14 protein-coding genes are annotated in these 17,343 nt (G+C 60.6%); 9 read left to right on the forward strand and 5 right to left on the reverse strand.

Features of this window, described 5'->3' with window-relative positions:
- Positions 1–161: 161 nt before the first annotated feature.
- The gene (locus K6T12_RS14820) at positions 162–731 is read right to left on the reverse strand and encodes a TIGR04211 family SH3 domain-containing protein (RefSeq protein WP_222223654.1); all 570 of its coding nucleotides are present in this window, start codon (positions 729–731) and stop codon (positions 162–164) included.
- 125 nt (positions 732–856) lie between these two features.
- On the opposite strand from K6T12_RS14820, the gene K6T12_RS14825 reads away from it, so the two are divergent.
- The gene (locus K6T12_RS14825) at positions 857–1,660 is read left to right on the forward strand and encodes a mechanosensitive ion channel family protein (RefSeq protein ID WP_222223655.1); all 804 of its coding nucleotides are present in this window, start codon (positions 857–859) and stop codon (positions 1,658–1,660) included.
- Between the two features lie 183 nt (positions 1,661–1,843).
- Here K6T12_RS14825 and K6T12_RS14830 read toward each other — a convergent pair whose 3' ends face one another.
- Positions 1,844–4,039, reverse strand: coding sequence for a hypothetical protein (locus tag K6T12_RS14830; protein WP_222223656.1), 2,196 nt, complete (start codon positions 4,037–4,039; stop codon positions 1,844–1,846).
- A 216-nt stretch (positions 4,040–4,255) separates the two neighbouring features.
- On the opposite strand from K6T12_RS14830, the gene K6T12_RS14835 reads away from it, so the two are divergent.
- Positions 4,256–5,227 (forward strand): 5-oxoprolinase subunit C family protein, encoded by a 972-nt coding sequence (locus K6T12_RS14835; protein WP_222223657.1) that lies wholly within the window; start codon positions 4,256–4,258, stop codon positions 5,225–5,227.
- Here K6T12_RS14835 and yidD read toward each other — a convergent pair.
- The 3 genes from yidD to K6T12_RS14850 all read right to left on the reverse strand — a co-directional run bounded on the left by yidD (position 5,152) and on the right by K6T12_RS14850 (position 10,303).
- On the reverse strand, positions 5,152–5,424 hold the full coding sequence (gene yidD / locus K6T12_RS14840) for a membrane protein insertion efficiency factor YidD (protein WP_222223658.1): 273 nt from the start codon (positions 5,422–5,424) through the stop codon (positions 5,152–5,154). The two genes, K6T12_RS14835 and yidD, sit on opposite strands and share 76 nt — an antisense overlap.
- Before the next feature lie 1,216 nt (positions 5,425–6,640).
- Positions 6,641–8,125, reverse strand: a complete 1,485-nt coding sequence (gene mqo / locus K6T12_RS14845; RefSeq protein WP_222223659.1) for a malate dehydrogenase (quinone) — start codon at positions 8,123–8,125, stop codon at positions 6,641–6,643.
- Positions 8,126–8,908: 783 nt separating this feature from the next.
- Positions 8,909–10,303 carry a PhoH family protein gene (locus K6T12_RS14850; RefSeq protein WP_222223660.1) on the reverse strand — a complete coding sequence of 465 codons (1,395 nt, stop codon included), beginning with the start codon at positions 10,301–10,303 and terminating at the stop codon, positions 8,909–8,911.
- Between the two features lie 194 nt (positions 10,304–10,497).
- Here K6T12_RS14850 and cobB point away from each other — a divergent pair, with 194 nt between their 5' ends.
- The 7 genes from cobB to K6T12_RS14885 all read left to right on the forward strand — a co-directional run bounded on the left by cobB (position 10,498) and on the right by K6T12_RS14885 (position 17,323).
- Entirely contained in the window at positions 10,498–11,211 is a 714-nt protein-coding gene (gene cobB, locus K6T12_RS14855; protein WP_222223661.1) for a Sir2 family NAD+-dependent deacetylase, read from the forward strand.
- Between the two features lie 292 nt (positions 11,212–11,503).
- Complete coding sequence (ppnN, locus tag K6T12_RS14860) at positions 11,504–12,892, forward strand: nucleotide 5'-monophosphate nucleosidase PpnN (protein WP_222223662.1); 1,389 nt, start codon at positions 11,504–11,506, stop codon at positions 12,890–12,892.
- A 164-nt stretch (positions 12,893–13,056) separates the two neighbouring features.
- Positions 13,057–14,301 carry a cation:proton antiporter gene (locus K6T12_RS14865; RefSeq protein WP_222223663.1) on the forward strand — a complete coding sequence of 415 codons (1,245 nt, stop codon included), beginning with the start codon at positions 13,057–13,059 and terminating at the stop codon, positions 14,299–14,301.
- Positions 14,301–15,050 carry a TIGR00266 family protein gene (locus tag K6T12_RS14870; RefSeq protein WP_222223664.1) on the forward strand — a complete coding sequence of 250 codons (750 nt, stop codon included), beginning with the start codon at positions 14,301–14,303 and terminating at the stop codon, positions 15,048–15,050. Before K6T12_RS14865 ends, K6T12_RS14870 begins: the two co-directional genes overlap by 1 nt.
- 109 nt (positions 15,051–15,159) lie before the next feature.
- Positions 15,160–16,098, forward strand: coding sequence for a M23 family metallopeptidase (locus tag K6T12_RS14875; RefSeq protein ID WP_222223665.1), 939 nt, complete (start codon positions 15,160–15,162; stop codon positions 16,096–16,098).
- Positions 16,047–16,511, forward strand: a complete 465-nt coding sequence (locus K6T12_RS14880; protein WP_222223666.1) for a bactofilin family protein — start codon at positions 16,047–16,049, stop codon at positions 16,509–16,511. The genes K6T12_RS14875 and K6T12_RS14880 overlap by 52 nt, the downstream gene beginning before the upstream one ends.
- 14 nt (positions 16,512–16,525) lie before the next feature.
- Positions 16,526–17,323 carry a class II glutamine amidotransferase gene (locus K6T12_RS14885; RefSeq protein ID WP_222223667.1) on the forward strand — a complete coding sequence of 266 codons (798 nt, stop codon included), beginning with the start codon at positions 16,526–16,528 and terminating at the stop codon, positions 17,321–17,323.
- Positions 17,324–17,343 lie beyond the last annotated feature (20 nt).

Here is a 17,343-nt window from a genome sequence, read left to right on the forward strand (position 1 = left end):
AACGCGAGAGATGGCATCCACTGCCTGACTGAAATGCATAAAAAAATCCGGAACCCTTAACATGGATTCCGGATTTTCTCTTGCCTGATCAGCAAGTTAAAGAGCTTAACTGATCGGCATTACCCGAGGGCGGTTTTTTCAACAGGGCAGCAGACGGGTGATTACCACTCGTCGCGGCGTTTCTTGCGACGGGCGAACATCGGCAGGATCAGGCCGAGAATAACCCCGCCCAGTGCCACCAGGCCACCGTGGGTAAACCAACGCAGCAGGTTGCTTTCGTCCTTGGTATCCAATTCCAGCTGCAGCCGACGAATGGTGTTATTCAGGTCATCGATCTGGGCCTGGACGCCGTTGCGTTCCGATTGCAGGGCGTTGTACTGCTCGTGCAGGGTTTCGTACTTGGCCCGCTGATCCTCGTTCTCCTTGCGGCTGGTCTCCAGCTGTTGCTCCAGAATCGGCAGCCGGGCAGCGATGCTTTTACCGGTTTCGACGTACTTGCCGTCGACCCAGCCCTCACGCCCGGTACTGGTGCGGATCTGAACATATTTGGTACTTGGATCGCGCTTCAGGATTTCGATGGTGTCGCCGGAGGAGGTGCGGCCAGTAATTCGGTACTTATTGCTGGGCCCGCCGTGCATGAACACCGACACGTCGTCCGTGATATGACCGGTGGCAGCCTGAAGAATCGGGCTCAGGACCAGGAGAAGTGTGCAAAAAACGAGTCTTTTCATAGTACTAACCAACTGCCGGTGAACGCTGTATTCTACTGAGTTGTACGCCGCTTTGCATGTCCGGCTGTGAATGAAGTTGTCAATTCTTAATAATGTTGAATTTCCGTTGAACAAGGAGCCAATAGATGGATGGCTATTTTGATGCGCATGTGATGCCCTGGTTGGTGAATATTGCTCTGGCGTTGGTGATCTTCTTTGTCGGTCGCAAGGTCGGTAAGCTGATTATCCACCTGCTAGAGCGTGCGCTGCGTAAAGCCAAAGTGGACGATATGTTGATCAGCTTCGTCGCTTCAATCGGCCAGGCGCTGATCCTGCTGGTGGTGATCATCGCCGCGTTGAGCCAGCTGGGTGTCGATACCACCTCGCTGATCGCTCTGGTCGGTGCCGCCGGTCTGGCTGTTGGCCTGGCGCTGCAGGACTCGCTGAAGAACTTTGCCTCCGGCGTGTTGCTGATCATCTTCCGGCCGTTCCGCGAGGGGCATTTCATCGACGCCGGCGGAGTGACCGGGGTGGTGGAACATATCAGCATTTTCAATACCGTGATGCGTACGCCGGACAACCGTGAAGTGATCGTGCCGAACGGCGCCATCTACGGTGGCGTGATTACCAATTTCTCCGCCCGGGACACCCGCCGCGTCGATATGGTGTTCGGTATCGGCTACGGTGACGACCTGCTTAAAGCCAAAAAACTTCTGGAGGCAATCATCGCCGAGGATGACCGAATCCTGGCTGAACCTGAGCCGGTGGTGGCGGTTTCGGCGCTGGCCGACAGCAGCATCAACTTCGTGGTGCGGCCCTGGGTCAAGTCCGGCGACTATTGGAACGTGCTCTGGGATACCACCGAGAAGGTCAAACTGCGTTTCGACGAGGAGGGGATCAGCATCCCGTTCCCGCAGATGGATGTCCACCTGCACAAGTCGGAAGGCTGAATGTAGCGGTATGTTTCGCGCGCAGCGCGATTCTAGATCGATGACGTAAAAACCGCCCGGCACAGATGCCGGGCGGTTTTTTCATGGCAGTTTTTTACGGCAGTTTTTATAAGCGGTTCTGAATGGCGACGTTAACGGTTACCCGTTAATCGTTCTGAAATACCCCTTCTCGCTGGCCTGCGCTCAGAGATCCTGCTGAAGCTGCTCGGCCAGTTTCTTGCGCAGCCCTTCAATCTCCTGGTTGGCCTTCTGGGCTTCGATCCGGTAGCGGAACACCTCCTCGTAGCGCTGCTCCAGCTTCTGCTCCAGGCCTGCGATCTTCTCCTCCTGCTGCCGGGCGGTGGCTTGCAGGGCGTCGATCTTGGCTTGCAGTTCCTCGATCAGGCCGAAGCCGCCCTCTTCGGCGCCGCTTCTGATGGTCTCCTGTTCGATGGTTGGTACGTTCAGCTCGGAAACGATATGGCTGTACAGCGCTTTCAGATCGGCGGATTCGCGTTCGTTGTAACGGATGCTGTTTTCCATCGCGCTATGGGCACCGGCAGCGCCGATTGAACCGGCCAGCACATGCTCGACCATACGGTGAAATTCGACCAGCTCGATGATGGTGACCCTGTCCTTGCCCGACACCTGCAGGTCTTCGGCGATGGTCTGCACTGAGCGACTCGCCTTCTCGTCACTGAGGTAGCTGGCCAGCAGGCTCTCCGCCTCGTCCATCTTGGGATGCAGCGCGATATAGGCTTCCAGCCCGGTTGGCCGGGCTTTGTGCTGGCGGGCTGCGGGCAGCAAGGCGCAGAGGAATTCGGTGGTCAGGTTGCGTTCGCTCTTGTTTGGCTTGTAGAGCAGGGAGCCGATCAGGTAACCGGCGATATTCAGCAGTAACGACCAGAACACCGCATGGCTGATCGGCGGCAGGCCCGACAGGCCGAACAGCGCCTCAGGCCGCAGCAGGCCGATACCCCAGGGGCCTTCGTTGAGCAGGTCGGCGCTGAACCAGCCGTGTTTGATGAAGGTCGGCAGCGCCAGCGTGTACCACCAGGTGGCGAAGCCCAGGCTGAGGCCGAGCAGGGCGCCAAGGCTGTTGCCCCGTTTCCAGAACAGGCCTCCCAGTAGAGGCGGTGCCAGCTGCAGGATCGCGGCGAAGGAGAGTAGGCCGATCGCCACCAGAATGTAGGAGTCGGCGAACTCGTCGGCGAACCAGTAACTGCCGAACAGGATCGCGGCGACCAGCAGCCAGCGGATCTGCAGCAGGTAGTTGTGCAGCTGGTTGAGCAGGCCGAATTTCTCGATCAACGGCAGTACCAGATGGTTGGAGGCCATGGTCGCCAGCGTCATGGTGGTGATCAGGATCATCCCGGTGGCGGCTGAGAAGCCGCCGATGAAGGCGATCAGGGTGATCAGGTCTTCGCCCTGGCTCTGTGGCAGCATCAGCACGAAATAGTCGGCATTCTCCGACGGCAGGTTGCTGAGCAGACCGGCACCGGCGATCGGTATCACAAAGATGTTGCTGGCCACCATATAGAGGGGGAACAGCCACATGGCGGTCTTGATGTGCCGTTGATGGACGTTCTCGACCACCGCGACATGGAACTGGCGCGGCAGCAGCTGAACGCCGACGAAACTGAGGATGATCAGCGTCAGCCAGAGGACGCCGGCATCTTCGTGGGCCGCGGCGCTCATCACATAGCTGATGTTATGGTCGTGCATCCGTTGGGCGATATCGCCGAAGCCGTCATACAGGTAGTAGGTGACGAAGATGCCGACAACCAGGAAAGCGGTTAGCTTGACCAGGCATTCGGCGACCAGCGCCGAGATCATCCCCTGGTGGCGTTCGGTCGGGTCCAGCCGGCGTACCCCGAAGATGATGGTGAAGGCGGCCATGAACAGGGTCACCAGCAAGCCGGCGGCCCGGACGTCCAATACCTCGCCTGAGGGCGCGTCGGTGATGATCTGCAGCGAATCGATGACCGCCTTCAGCTGCAACGCGATATAGGGGGTGACGCCGAACAGGGCGATCAGGCTGACCAGGGCTGCCAGCGCCGGCGAGCGGTTATAGCGGGTGGAGATGAAGTCAGCCACGCTGGTGATGCGGAACGCTTCCTTGGCCTGCACCATTCGGCGCAGTGATACCCAACCGAACATGATGCCGAGGAAGGCGCCGATATAGACCCCGAGATAGAGCAGGCCGTTCTGGCTGGCAAAGCCGACGCTGCCGTAGAACGACCAGGAGGTATGGAACACCGCCAGTGACAGGGCATAGAGCCAGGGCTTGTCGGGATTGTACCGGTTTTGTTCGATGCGCCGCTCCACCAGTTGGGCTATACCGAACAAAAAGGCCATGTAGCAGGTGACGACCAGGATGACCGTGAGTGGGCTGAACATAAGTAATGGCTCTTGTACGACTTATCTCTCTTCTATAGCGCCGATAGCTGACAGGGTCAAAGACGTTGTGGCGCGCACGTCTTTTATAACGTCTGATTCTAAAGCTGCCAGCGCGATGTTGCTCTGCCAGGTCCGTGGCTATCGGTGGTTGGCGGGCAGACCGTTCGGGCCAACATCGATCGCCCGATGGAGCGGTCGAGTGGGAGGCGGACGCTGATGGGGCTGAAGGTGATCAAGCCGGGCCTGTTGACCACGGTGCAGGATTGCGGTCGATTCGGCTACCTGCGGCTGGGGCTGACCTGCGGTGGTGCCATGGATGAACAGGCGGCGTGCTGGGCCAACCATCTGCTGGATAATCCGGTCGACGCCGCGTTGCTGGAGATCACCATCGGTAATGTCGAGCTCCGGGCAGAGCGGCCGTTATGGCTGGCGGTCACCGGTGCGGACCTTCAGCTGGACCTGAATGGCCGGCCGATCGCCCCCTGGCAGAGTTTTCCGGTGGCGGCCGGCGACCGGCTGCACTTTGGCTGGGCGCGCCGCGGCATCCGTGGCTACCTGGCGGTGGCCGGCGGTTTGCAGGTACCGGCTTGCTTCGGCAGCCGTTCGTCGGTACTGCGTGAGCCGCATGATGGCCTGCTGGGCCGGGCGCTGACCGCCGGTGATGAGCTGCCCTGCCTGGCCGAACAGCCGGACCGGCAGCGGCGGATGACGCCGCCGACTTTCCAGCCCGATTACCGGGCCGAGTTGGTACTGCGGGTGATCCTGGGATACCAGATCGAGCGCTTCAGGCTGGCCGACCTGAAGCAGTTCTTCAGCAGTCCTTATCTATTGCAACCGGAAAGCGACCGGATGGGCTACCGACTCAGCGGCCCGGCTATCAGGCCCGAACTGTCGGGGATGCTGTCGGAGGGGACCTGCTACGGTGCGATCCAGGTGCCGCCGGACGGTCAGCCGATCGTATTGATGAAGGACCACCAGTCGCTGGGCGGGTATGCCAAGCTGGGGGCGGTACTGTCGCTGGATGCGTTCGCGCTCAGCCAGCGCCAGGCCGGCACCGAGCTGCGTTTTGCGGAGATCGAACTGGCCGAGGCACAACGGCTGATGCGGGCGTTCTACCGCTTCTTCGGCGTGCAGCACGCCGGCCGCTCGGCCCGTGGCGGTACCGGGTCCAGGCCACCCTCGGAGTAGGGGTGACAGCGCAGGATGCGGCGGGTGCCCAGGTAGATCCCTTTGCCGGTGCCGTGGGTCTCGATCGCCTCGACCATGTAGCTGGAGCAGCTGGGGTAGAAACGGCAGTTGCTGCCCAGCAGCGGGCTGATCAGGTACTGATAGCCGCGCACCAGCAGGATCGGGAAGCGCTGTAGCTGTGTTCGGATTCGCTTCATCAACCGCTTTGTCTCGATTGTTCGAAGATTTCAGACGCCATTGTAATCGGTTTTAGGCTTGCCGGTTGTTTTCTATTTGAACTATTCCGTCAGCCCGCGCGCTTCGCAGGTCGCGCTATGCGAAGCTCTGTCCCCGTAGCAGCGGGCTCTGACCGCGATGAATTTGTCAGGGTCCGCGGATGTCGCCCTCAGAGCGGGCTGCTACGGCAGGGCACTCGTAGCAGCGGGCGCCGACCGCGACGGGGCTGGGCAGGGTTTCGAAACGGGTCGCCCTTGGAGCGGGCCGCTACGGCAGGGCACTCGTAGCAGCGGGCTCTGACCGCGACGGGTCTGGGCAGGGTTTCGAAACGGGTCGCCCTTGGAGCGGGCCGCTACGGCAGGGCACTCGTAGCAGCGGGCGCCGACCGCGATGAATTTGTCAGGGTCCGCGGATGTCGCCCTCAGAGCGGGCCGCTACGGCGGGGCACTCGTAGCAGCGGGCGCCGACCGCGACGGGTCTGGGCAGGGTTTCGAAACGGGTCGCCCTCGGAGCGGGCCGCTATGGCAGGGCACTCGTAGCAGCGGGCTCCGACCGCGATGAATTTGTCAGGGTCCGCGGATGTCGCCCTTGGAGCGGGCCGCTACGGCAGGGCACTCGTAGCAGCGGGCTCCGACCGCGATGAATTTGTCAGGGTCCGCGGATGTCGCCCTCAGAGCGGGCTGCTACGGCAGGGCACTTGTCGCAGCGGGCTCTGACCGCGACGGGTCTGGGCAGGGTTTCGAAACGGGTCGCCCTTGGAGTGGGCCGCTACGATAGGGCCCTGTAGGGCCCACCCGGGGCGCCACCGCCGCAGGCGGTTGACAACGCCTGGCGGCGTTTGGCGGGCCAGGCCTACCCGGCCGGGTCCGGCCCTACATTGGTGTGGTGAAGAGCCAGCCGGAGCGCCAGCCACAAGGGCTATAAGAGGCTGTTGTGGCCGGAATCGAGAGACGGTATCTACGAAGCCTTGTAGGCTGGGCACGTTTTTTGTGCCCACGCGGCGATTGTTCACCTGATGTAGATGATTCCCGCCAATCCGCGATGAACCAAACATTCGTAGCCGGAGCCGCTATCCGATGGATGCACTCTGCTGGCGAGCGACTATTGACGTAAAGCTGTTTGCTGTCCACTCAACGAAAAAAGCCGGTCAGGGAGTGACCGGCTTGGCGTGTCGATGAAGGGACGGCTGGCTGCGGCTTAGCGGTCCAGTTCCAGCACCTTCAGGGTGCGCTGGCGGACCTCTTTGAGCAGCTCGGTGTTGTCGACCAGCGACTGGCCGTAGGAGGGCACCATCTGCTTGATCTTGGCCTGCCATGCGTCGCTGGTCAGGCGCTCGGCGAAGCAGCGCTCGACGATGTTGATCATGGTGCTGACCGCGGTGGAGGCACCCGGCGACGCGCCCAGCAGGGCGGCCAGGCTACCGTCGGCGGAGGAGATGACCTCGGTGCCGAACTCCAGCTTGCCGCTGCATTTACCGTCCTTCTTGATGATCTGCACCCGCTGGCCGGCGTACGCCAGGGTCCAGTCGTCGTCCTTGGCCTCCGGGAAGAAGTTGCGCAGCGAGTCGACCCGGTCGCCGTGGGACTGCATCACCTCGCTGATCAGGTAACGGGTCAGGTCCATGTTGTTCTTGCCGACCGACAGCATCGGTTTGAGGTTGTTCAGCCGGATGCTGAGCGGCAGGTCGAGTACCGAGCCCTCTTTCAGGAACTTGGTGGTAAAGCCGGCGAACGGACCGAACAGCAGGGCCTTTTTACCATCGATGATGCGGGTGTCCAGATGGGGGACCGACATCGGCGGCGCACCGATCGGTGCGGCGCCATACACCTTGGCCAGGTGTTGCTCGACGATCTCCGGCTTGTCGCAGACCAGCCACTGGCCGCTGACCGGGAAGCCGCCGTAGCCCTTGCCTTCCGGAATGCCGGATAGCTGCAGCAGCGGCAGCGCACCGCCGCCGGCGCCGAGGAACACGAAGCTGGCGTGGATCAGCTCATCCTTGCCGGTCTTCTCATTTCTCATCTCGACCTTCCAGCTGCCGTCCGACTGTTTATCCAGGTCCTTGACGGTGCGGCTGAGCAGCAGTTCGAAATCCGGTTGTTGCTGCAGGTAGACGGCCATGTTGCGGGCCAGGGCACCGAAGTCGACGTCGGTGCCGTAGCGAACCCGGGTCGCCGCCACCGGTTGCATCGGGTCGCGGTTCTGCATCACCAGCGGCATCCAGTCGGCCAGTACCCGCGGGTCTTCGCTGTACTCCATATCGGCAAACGCCGGATGGCTGCTGAGCGCCTGATAACGCTTGCGCAGGAACTCGACCTTCTCTTCGCCCCAGACAAAGCTTTCGTGCGGCACCCGGTTGATGAATTCTTTCGGTGCCGGCAGGGCGCCCTGTTCGACCAGGTGGGACCAGAACTGCAGGCTGACCTCGAAGGCAGCGTTGATGTTAAAGGCCTTGCTGGTGTCGATGCTGCCATCCTGGCGTTCGGGCGTGTAGTTCAGCTCGCAATAAGCGGCATGACCGGTTCCGGCATTGTTCCAGCCGTCGGTGCTTTCCTTGGCGACATGGTCCAGCCGCTCCACCATGCGGATTTTCAGGGAGGGGTCCAGCTGCTTGAGCAGCATACCCAGGGTGGTGCTCATGGCACCGGCCCCGACGAGCAATACATCTACTTTAGTTGTGGTCATACGAACATCGCCATTTGATCGCAAATGATGGATATCGAGATAGCGTCCGCAACCGGTATCAGCCGCTGTTCGGGCCTGCGGTTATAAGGCGGACTTCAGCCTGGAGGGCTGCGGCTATCTCGCCCCCAATCCTGGCGCTCGGCTATGATCTCAGCCGGCATGGATCGGTCGGGAGCCGCGGGATAAGTCGTTAGAGTGCCCGGCGCGTGAAAGGTGCACGCCATCCGAGGCGCTAACGCGTTATGCCGCCGCTGCCTGTTGGTTGCTGCACGGGTGTGCGGTCCGTTCGGAGCGCGCCTGCCAGCCGCCGTATAGCGAGTCGGTGATGTTGTCGGGGTCATACAGTGGCGTGGTACGGAGTACGCCACCACTGCGGATGAGAACGTCGTGCTTGTTCGCTGGCATTAGTCCACCTCACCTTTAGGTGATTGATTTACTGGACCCTTTTTTTGGAAGGGTGCCTCCGGACGAAGGGTCGGTTAACCCGTAACAGGCAGCGGCTTCAGCCAGGCGGGGGTAATCGCCACACGCTGCCGTCGTCTTGATGACAGTATTGTTATCGTTTTTTTGCGGCGCATTATATGCAATCGGCCGGGGATTGAAACTGTCGACAACTAACCTGATCGTTATAACAGTGTGACGAAAAAGCCGCATCCCAGCAGGCATGCGGCTTTCAGGTGGTTTTTATACTTTGGTCGGCTGACTCCGGTCAATTCCCTGATCAGGGAGTGGACCGCCGGAAACGGATATTTTATACGATTTTCGCTGCAAAACCCGTCAACTTCATAGGTGTTCCTCGGCATAGCCTGCCAGCCGGGAGCGGAAGATCCCCTCGAAGTGGACGTTGGCGGCGCCGTCGAAACCGCGGAACCGTTCGACGATATAGGTCAGCCCCGAGGTCAGCGGGGTCAGGTAGTTCGAGTCGATCTGGGCCAGGTTGCCCAGGCAGATCATCTTGGTACCCTTGCCGCAGCGCGTCAGGATGGTTTTTAGCTGCGACGGGGTCAGGTTTTGCGCCTCGTCGATCAATACGATCGCATCCTGGATGCTGCGCCCGCGTATAAAGTTCAGTGATTTGAACTGGATATTGGCTTTTTCGATGGCGTACTTGACGCTGCTCTGCGGACGTTCGTCGTGCTCGTGCATCGCTTCCAGGTTGTCGTGTATCGAACTGAGCCACGGGGTCATCTTCTCCTCCTCGGTACCCGGCAGGAAGCCGATATCCTCGGCGACCGGCGGGGTCGAGCGGGTGACGATGATCTTGTTGTAGCGCTTCTGCTCAATCACCATCTCCAGCGCACAGGCCAGGGCCACCAGCGTCTTACCGGAACCGGCGGCGCCGTTCAGTATGCTCAGGTCGATGGTGGGGTCCAGCACCGACTGCATGGCGAACGCCTGGTAGATATTGATCGGCTCGATCCCCCAGCAGTTCTGGTGCATCAGGTGGGCATGACCGAGATCACGCAGTACCACTTCCTGGTCGCTGACCGACACCACCCGGGCGGCGAAGTCGTCGCTGTCGTCGTAGATATATTCGCAGGGGTAGGTATCCGGCAGCAGATGACGGGCGATGCGGTGGTAGGTCTTGCCATCCTCCTGATAGCTGTCGACCTGCTCGACCCGCTCCCAGAAATTGCCTTCGATGCGGTGGTGGCCGGCCGGCAGCAGCTCGATATCGGATACCAGCTGGTCGGTGCGGTAGTCTTCCACCCGTTGCAGGCCGGCGCCCAGCGCCTTCAGCCGCATGTTGATATCCTTGGTGACCAGGATGATCTCGCGGTGCGGGTTGGTGGTCTGCAGGTGCAGCGCGCAGTTGATAATCAGGTTGTCCTTGTTGCTCTGATCGGGCAGGAAACCGCGCTGGGTGCTGAGTTCGTGGTCGGGGAAGATACTGAGTTTGCCAAGTGCCTTGAGCACGCTGCCGTCGGGGCCCCTGACTTCGATCTGGACACCGCGGGTGATCTCCGACGGGCTGGTGGCCTCGCTGAGAATGTTGTCGATCGCCCGGATCACGTGGCGGGCTTCCTGGGCTACGCTCTGCTTGCGGTCCTTGATGTGGTCCAGCTCCTCCAGGACCGTCATGGGGATGGTGATATCCTGCTCCTTGAACTCGTAGAGGCACTTGGGATCGTGCAGCAGAACATTGGTATCGAGGATATAGAGTTTCGAGGCGGTCATGGCTAGTTCCCTCGTCAGACTGCAAAATACAACCACTAAATCAAGCAGTTGCCATGGTCTTGCTTCAGCATAGTTCAGCCATAATGTTTCATGCACGTTACAGCCAATAACATCCGGGGGGTTGATTAGCGGTAACGGTCTTTTTACGTTGCAGCAAGCGGGCGGCATTGGCAACGATTTTTGGAGCAGGCGAAATGACTATCTCAATCGTGATCTTGACCGGCGCCGGGGTATCGGCCGAATCGGGTATTCGCACCTTCCGTGCGGCGGATGGGCTCTGGGAGGACCACCGTATCGAGGATGTGGCGACGCCGGAAGCGTTCGCCCGTGATCCCCGGCTGGTGCACCGGTTCTACAACCAGCGTCGCCAACAGCTGCTGTCGCCGGAGGTTAAACCCAATGCCGCCCACTTGGCGTTGGCCCGGCTGGAACGTGAATTCGACGGCGAGGTGCTGGTGGTCACTCAGAACATCGACAACCTGCATGAGCGGGCCGGCAGCCGCAACCTGATCCATATGCACGGTGAACTGCTCAGTCTGCGCTGTGTGGACAGCGGCCAAGTCTATCGTACCGAGCAGGATGCAATGCCGGAGGACCTCTGTGCCTGCTGTGGCAGCGGCGGCAACCTGCGACCGGATATCGTCTGGTTCGGTGAGATGCCGATGCAGATGGAGCGTATCTATCACGCATTGGAGCGTTGCGACCTGTTCCTGGCGATCGGCACCTCCGGTCACGTCTACCCGGCGGCGGGCTTCGTTGAGGTCGCCAATGCCGCCGGTGCCCGGACACTGGAGCAGAATCTCGAGCCTTCCAAGGTACATAACGCCTTCGACCACCACTTGCCCGGCCCGGCCGGAACCCGGGTGCCGGAATTGGTCGATCGATTGCTGGAAAAAGGAACTGTTTGATTTTTAACCAGTTTTGCCTTTTTCGCTAAAGCTGTCCTATAGTGGATCAGTAAGCTTCATGGAATTGTCATCGGTCTGAAGTATCAAAAAAGGAATTGAGGAGTTGCTGCCAGTCGGTCCTTTGTGCCCTCTGCTGACTCAATAACAATCCCGGACTGTGGGAACACGGCTACGCTTAACTACCCTGCGTCAGACGGTTGCCGCGACACTGAACCACCCGGTTCGCTGTTGTTCGCAGCCCCGTCCCCCGTCCAGTCTGTTCGGACCCGGTGCTCCACGGGAGGTGGTATTTATGATTATTGATCCCTATGTTTCCACCAGCGTTACCCCGCTCGATAACCTGGACACGCTGTCACCGTACGAGGTCGCCAAGCTTCAGGACGTCAGCCAGGGCGGGCTGTATAAGCTGTTTCGCCAGTGCTGCTTGGCAGTGCTGAACTGCGGTAGTGAACTGGACAGCACCAAGCTGGTGCTGGAGAAATATCGCGACTTCGATATTCGCGTCAGCCAGAAGCATCGCGGCCTGCAGCTGGACCTGATCAACGCGCCGACCAATGCCTTCGTCGACGGCCAGATTATCGAGGGGATCCGCGAGAACCTGTTCTCGGTGTTGCGCGACCTGCTGTATGTCGGCGTCGAGCTGGAAAAGTACAGCGAGGAACTGGATGAAACCAGCCGGATGACCAATGAGGTGTTTCATATCCTGCGCCACGCCTCGGCGCTGAAGCCGCATGTCAAGCCGAGTCTGGTGGTGTGCTGGGGTGGCCACTCGATCGGTCGCACCGAGTATGAATACACCAAGAAGGTGGGCTACGAGCTGGGTCTGCGCGGTTTCGATATCTGCACCGGTTGCGGCCCGGGGGCGATGAAGGGGCCGATGAAAGGCGCCGCCATCGCGCACACCAAGCAGCGGATCTGCGATGGCCGCTATGTCGGTATCTCCGAGCCCGGCATCATCGCCGCGGAAAGCCCCAACCCGATCGTCAACGAGCTGGTGATCATGCCGGATATCGAAAAGCGGCTGGAGGCGTTCGTGCGGCTGGGGCACGGCATTATCGTGTTCCCGGGCGGCGCCGGTACCGCAGAAGAGATCCTCTACATCCTCGGTATCCTGCTGCATGAACGTAACGCCAAGCTGCCGTTCCCGCTGATCTTCACCGGGCCGTCCGGTAGCGAGGCCTACTTCGAAACCGTCGATCGCTTTATCCGCGATACCCTGGGCGAGGAGGCGGCCGGCAAGTACCAGATCATCGTCGACGATCCGCACGGCGTGGCGGTGAAGATGAAGGAGGGGCTGGAGGCGGTGACCAGTCACCGCAAGGCGACCAGCGAATCCTTCCACTTCAACTGGCAGCTGCATGTGCCGCAGCAGTTCCAGCAGCCGTTCATGCCGAGCCATGAAAACATGGCTGATCTGAGCCTGTTCCGGGGGCAGTCCGATTTCGATCTGGCGGCCAATCTGCGCAAGGCGCTGTCGGGCATTGTGGCGGGTAACGTCAAGGAACCGGGGATCCGGGCGATCGAAGAGTATGGTCCGTTCGAGCTGAAGGGCGAGGCGGCGATCATGGAGCCGCTGGACGCGTTGTTGCGCTCGTTCGTCGAACAGCGCCGGATGAAGCTCAACTATCAGGAATACGAGCCCTGCTACCGGCTGCAGCCGCTGCCTGACTCGGCAGCCTGAGCGGCAGGCGGCAATATTCCTGACAAGAAACCGGCGGCTTGGGTCACCGGTTTTTTTGGGCTGCAGCACAACGCCACATTAACGCGGCTTGGGCGGGAACTGTTGTGAACGAGACCGGACCTCCGTAACTACGGCCCGGTCTGAAGGGGCTATCGGAGGTGGCGATGGCGATACCGGAACTGATGCTGATGTTTCTCGGCATGTTGTTGCTGGCGGTGTTGCTGCAGCCGCTGGCCCGGCGCATGCATCTGCCTTACGGTCTGCTGCTGGTGTTCGGTGGCTATATCGGTTCCGAGATATTGGTCGCCGCCGGTCTCGATACCGGCCTGCGCTGGTACCATTTCCACGATCTGGTGTTCTTCGTCTTTCTGCCGCTGCTGATCTTCGAGTCGGCGCTACATATGGATAGCCGCCAGTTGCTGCGCAATATTGTGGCGATTCTGCTGCTGTCGACGCCGATGATGTTGCTGGCGGCGGGCGTCAGCGCGGTGGTGCTCTATTACGGCATCGGCTATCCGAGTTATTTTTCCTGGGTGGTGGCGCTGCTGAGCGGTGCCATTCTGTCGGCTACCGACCCGGTGGCCGTGCTGGAGCTGTTTCGAAGGGCCGGTGTTTCGGAGCGTCTGATACTGCTGGTGGACGGCGAGAGCCTGTTCAACGATGCGACTGCCATCGTGCTGTTCACCCTGTTGACTTCACTGGCGCTGATGCCGCAGCAGGAGATCACCCTGGCCGCCGCATCGCTTAAATTCACCACCATCTTTTGCGGCGGCATCCTGGTCGGGCTGATGGTGGCACTGCTGCTCGGACTGATCTATCGCTGGATGGATTCCACCTTCAACCGGATGGCGGTGATGCTGGTGGCGGCTTATGGCAGCTACCTGCTGGCGGAGCTGTGGCACCTGTCCGGGGTGGTGGCGGTACTGGTGGTCGGGCTGATTTTCGCCGAATTGCAGCGGCGTGAAGGCGACTCGCCTCAGCGACAGGAACTGCACTGCCTGTGGGCCTTCGGTGGTTCGCTGGCCAACGCGGCGATCTTCCTGTTGCTGGGGGTTACCATCACCCTGGCGATGTTCCAGGATCAGTGGCTGGCGATGCTGTTGGGGATCGCTGCGGTGTTGCTGGCGCGCGGCCTGGGATTGCTGGTGACCATGCCGCTGGTCAACCTGCTGCCCGGTGAGTCGGTCGGTTGGCGGGCCCAACTGGTGATCTATTGGGGCGGTATCCGCGGCTCGGTAACCGCGGCTTTGGCGCTGTCGCTGCCGCTGGAGTTGGAAAGCTGGTACACCGTCCAGTCGATCGCCTACGGTGTGGTGCTGTTCACGCTTTGCGTGCAGGCGCCGACCATGCCCTGGCTGATTGGCCGGCTGGGCTTGAATCGAACGAACACTGATCAGGAGAAAAGTTGATGCGCAGCCATGAAGTGGATTATCGGATACTCGGTGAGTCGATGCAGATCGTCGAGGTGGAGCTGGACCCGGGCGAAACGGTGATCGCCGAAGCGGGTTCGATGAACTATATGGAGCAGGGGATCGGTTTCGAAACCCGGATGGGTGACGGCTCGCAGCCGGACCAGGGGTTGTTCGGCAAGCTGTTTTCGGCCGGCAAGCGGATGCTGACCGGCGAGTCGCTGTTCATGACCCATTTCAGCAACGCCGGCGACGGCAAGGCCAAGGTCGCGTTCGCGGCACCCTATCCGGGCACCATCATGCCGGTCGACCTTGCCCAGGTCGGCGGCAGCCTGTACTGCCAGAAAGATGCTTTTCTTTGTGCGGCGCTGGGCACCAAGGTCGATGTTGCTTTCTCGCGCCGGATCGGCAGCGGCCTGTTCGGCGGTGAGGGCTTCATCCTGCAGCACCTGAAAGGGGACGGTATGGCGTTCATGCAGGCCGGTGGCACGCTGGTGCGCAAAGAGCTGAACAACGAAACCCTGCGGGTCGATACCGGCTGCCTGGTCGGCTTCAGCGAGGGGATCGACTACGACATCGAGATGGTCAAGGGGCTCAAGTCGATGTTGTTCGGCGGCGAAGGGCTCTGGCTGGCAACCCTGCAGGGCAGCGGCACCGTCTGGCTGCAAAGCCTGCCGTTTTCGCGGTTGGCCGACCGTATTCTGGCACTGGCGCCCAAGGCCGGTGGCAGCAGCCAGGGGGAAAGCTAGTTTTTCAGGGGGCGTTATTGATGGAAGACGCCCCCGCGGTGATTATGACAAGGTAGTGAGGAACCGGTATATTTAGCCCGCAATTTTTCCCGAAGGCACAGGTGCGGGCTTGAAACGAAAGCTGGTGATCACATTGACGACCGTCTACGGTTCGACGCAGTACACCCTGGGTCAGGCGGCCAAGTACCTGTTCCTGCTGTTCCTGCTGCTGGCGGCGTTGAGTTTCTTCGTCTCCAACGGCTTGCTGATGATTACCCGCGACAGCCTGGCCGACCTGGAACAGGACCACCTGCAACTGCAGGCCAGCTACGCCGAGGTCAGCGACAGCCAGCAGCTGTTCATGCGCGAGAAGGATGAGCTTGACTCGGCGCTCAGCGAGCTGCGTCTCGAGCGTGACAGCCTGGCGCAGGAAAACCAACGTTTCGCCCAGGCGATCGACCGGATCAATCAGTTGGAGGGGCTGCTGGGCATCTCGGGTGAAGGGCTCAGTACCGCCGAGCGGATGGAGGCGTTGCGGCGGGTGGCCGAACAGCGTAAGTATCTGTTGCACCAGATCCCCAACGGTCTGCCGATGGATGGCAAGCCGCAGATCACCGACCGCTTTGGCATGCGTCACCATCCGGTCTATAAGAAGCGGATGCAGCATGGCGGTATCGATTTTCGGGCGTCGGTCGGTACGCCGGTCTATGCCACGGCGGACGGGGTAGTGGAGTATGCCGCCTTTCATAAGAAAAGCGGCTACGGCAAGCTGATCATCCTGCAGCATAATTTCGGATTTAAAACCTACTTCGGTCATCTGGACAAAATGGAAGTCCAGAGCCGCCAGTTCGTCCGCAAGGGCCAGCTGATCGGCTACAGTGGCAATACAGGGGTTTCGACCGGCCCGCACCTGCATTACGAGGTGCGGCACCTGTTCAGCCGGCTGAACCCGGAGCCGTTCCTGGCACTCAATATGACCAATGTGGACAGCATCTTCAGTCAGATCAGAAGCGTCGAATGGGCATCATTAAAAAAACTCTATCCGTTAAACCCGAACGCTCGGCCGTAACGATCATCGCCGAAGGCAACCGTTTCAGCGGTGATATGACGGTGGTCGGCAAGATGCATATCGACGGCAGTTTCGAAGGCAGTGTCGTCTCCAGCAGCGATATCAGTATCGGTAAGCGAGGCTCTGTCAGCGGCACCGTACAGGCGCCGACGGTTATTGTCAGTGGTATGCTGGAGGGCGAGCTGCAGTGCGAACTGTTGCATATTGAAAACGGCGGCGAGGTGCGCGGCCTGGTGATCTGCCAGAAGATGTCGATCGACGCCGAGGGCACCTTCGTCGGCGAGCGACGCACCCCGGAAGCGCTGGTCAATGCCCCAGCGGCGTTGCCGTTGCCGCAGCAGAGTGCGGTCGAGGATGCCTTTGCGCTGCTCGACAGCCTGCCGGATCGGATTGTGCTGTCGGATAATGAATAAGGAGGTCGCGAGCGATGTGTGAACTGTTGGGCATGAGTGCTAACGTACCGACCGATATCTGCTTCAGCTTTACCGGCCTGATGCAGCGGGGCGGCGGTACCGGGCCGCACCGTGACGGTTGGGGGATCGCTTTCTACGAGGGCAAGGGGGTGCGTTGTTTCCACGATCCGGCGCCCAGTATCGAGTCGGAGGTCGCCAACTTCGTCCGCAACTACCCGATCAAGAGCCATGTGGTGATCAGCCATATCCGCCAGGCCAACGTCGGTGAGATCCGGCTGGAGAATACCCATCCGTTCAGCCGTGAGCTCTGGGGCCGCAGTTGGACCTTCGCCCATAACGGCCAGCTGGACAAGTGCCTGTTCGACTGGCCGTTGGGCTATTACCAACCGATCGGCAGCACTGATAGCGAATATGCATTCTGCTGGCTGATCGGCCAGATCCGCGAGCGTTATCCCGAACCGCCGGCCGATATCTGCGAACTGGCCGACTTCATCCGCCAGCAGTGCGATAAGCTGCGCGAGCTGGGGGTGTACAACATGTTGCTGTCGGAATCGAACTACTTGTTCGCCTACTGCACCACCAAACTCTCCTGGCTGACCCGCCGGGCGCCATTCGGCGAAGCCAGCTTGAAAGACTGCGATGTGACGGTGGATTTCGTCCAGGAGACCACGCCGAATGACGTGGTGACGGTGGTTGCCACCGAGCCGCTGACTGACAACGAGGCCTGGCAGGCGCTGACGTGCGGCCAGATGGTGGTGTTCCATCATGGCATTCCGTTGATCGACCAGTGTGCCGCGATGGTGGTCGACTGATCACCCGCCGAACCGCAGCC

The organism is Marinobacterium arenosum, from assembly GCF_019795155.1.
Classification (GTDB): Bacteria; Pseudomonadota; Gammaproteobacteria; order Pseudomonadales; family Balneatricaceae; genus Marinobacterium_C; species Marinobacterium_C arenosum.

What these genes read in the sequence shown, in the direction of transcription:
- K6T12_RS14820 (WP_222223654.1), bottom strand. Translation starts at nt 731, where the DNA reads ATGAAAAGACTCGTTTTTTGCACACTTCTCCTGGTCCTGAGCCCGATT.
- K6T12_RS14825 (WP_222223655.1), top strand. Translation starts at nt 857, where the DNA reads ATGGATGGCTATTTTGATGCGCATGTGATGCCCTGGTTGGTGAATATT.
- K6T12_RS14830 (WP_222223656.1), bottom strand. Translation starts at nt 4,039, where the DNA reads ATGTTCAGCCCACTCACGGTCATCCTGGTCGTCACCTGCTACATGGCC.
- K6T12_RS14835 (WP_222223657.1), top strand. Translation starts at nt 4,256, where the DNA reads ATGGGGCTGAAGGTGATCAAGCCGGGCCTGTTGACCACGGTGCAGGAT.
- yidD (WP_222223658.1), bottom strand. Translation starts at nt 5,424, where the DNA reads ATGAAGCGAATCCGAACACAGCTACAGCGCTTCCCGATCCTGCTGGTG.
- mqo (WP_222223659.1), bottom strand. Translation starts at nt 8,125, where the DNA reads ATGACCACAACTAAAGTAGATGTATTGCTCGTCGGGGCCGGTGCCATG.
- K6T12_RS14850 (WP_222223660.1), bottom strand. Translation starts at nt 10,303, where the DNA reads ATGACCGCCTCGAAACTCTATATCCTCGATACCAATGTTCTGCTGCAC.
- cobB (WP_222223661.1), top strand. Translation starts at nt 10,498, where the DNA reads ATGACTATCTCAATCGTGATCTTGACCGGCGCCGGGGTATCGGCCGAA.
- ppnN (WP_222223662.1), top strand. Translation starts at nt 11,504, where the DNA reads ATGATTATTGATCCCTATGTTTCCACCAGCGTTACCCCGCTCGATAAC.
- K6T12_RS14865 (WP_222223663.1), top strand. Translation starts at nt 13,057, where the DNA reads ATGGCGATACCGGAACTGATGCTGATGTTTCTCGGCATGTTGTTGCTG.
- K6T12_RS14870 (WP_222223664.1), top strand. Translation starts at nt 14,301, where the DNA reads ATGCGCAGCCATGAAGTGGATTATCGGATACTCGGTGAGTCGATGCAG.
- K6T12_RS14880 (WP_222223666.1), top strand. Translation starts at nt 16,047, where the DNA reads ATGGGCATCATTAAAAAAACTCTATCCGTTAAACCCGAACGCTCGGCC.
- K6T12_RS14885 (WP_222223667.1), top strand. Translation starts at nt 16,526, where the DNA reads ATGTGTGAACTGTTGGGCATGAGTGCTAACGTACCGACCGATATCTGC.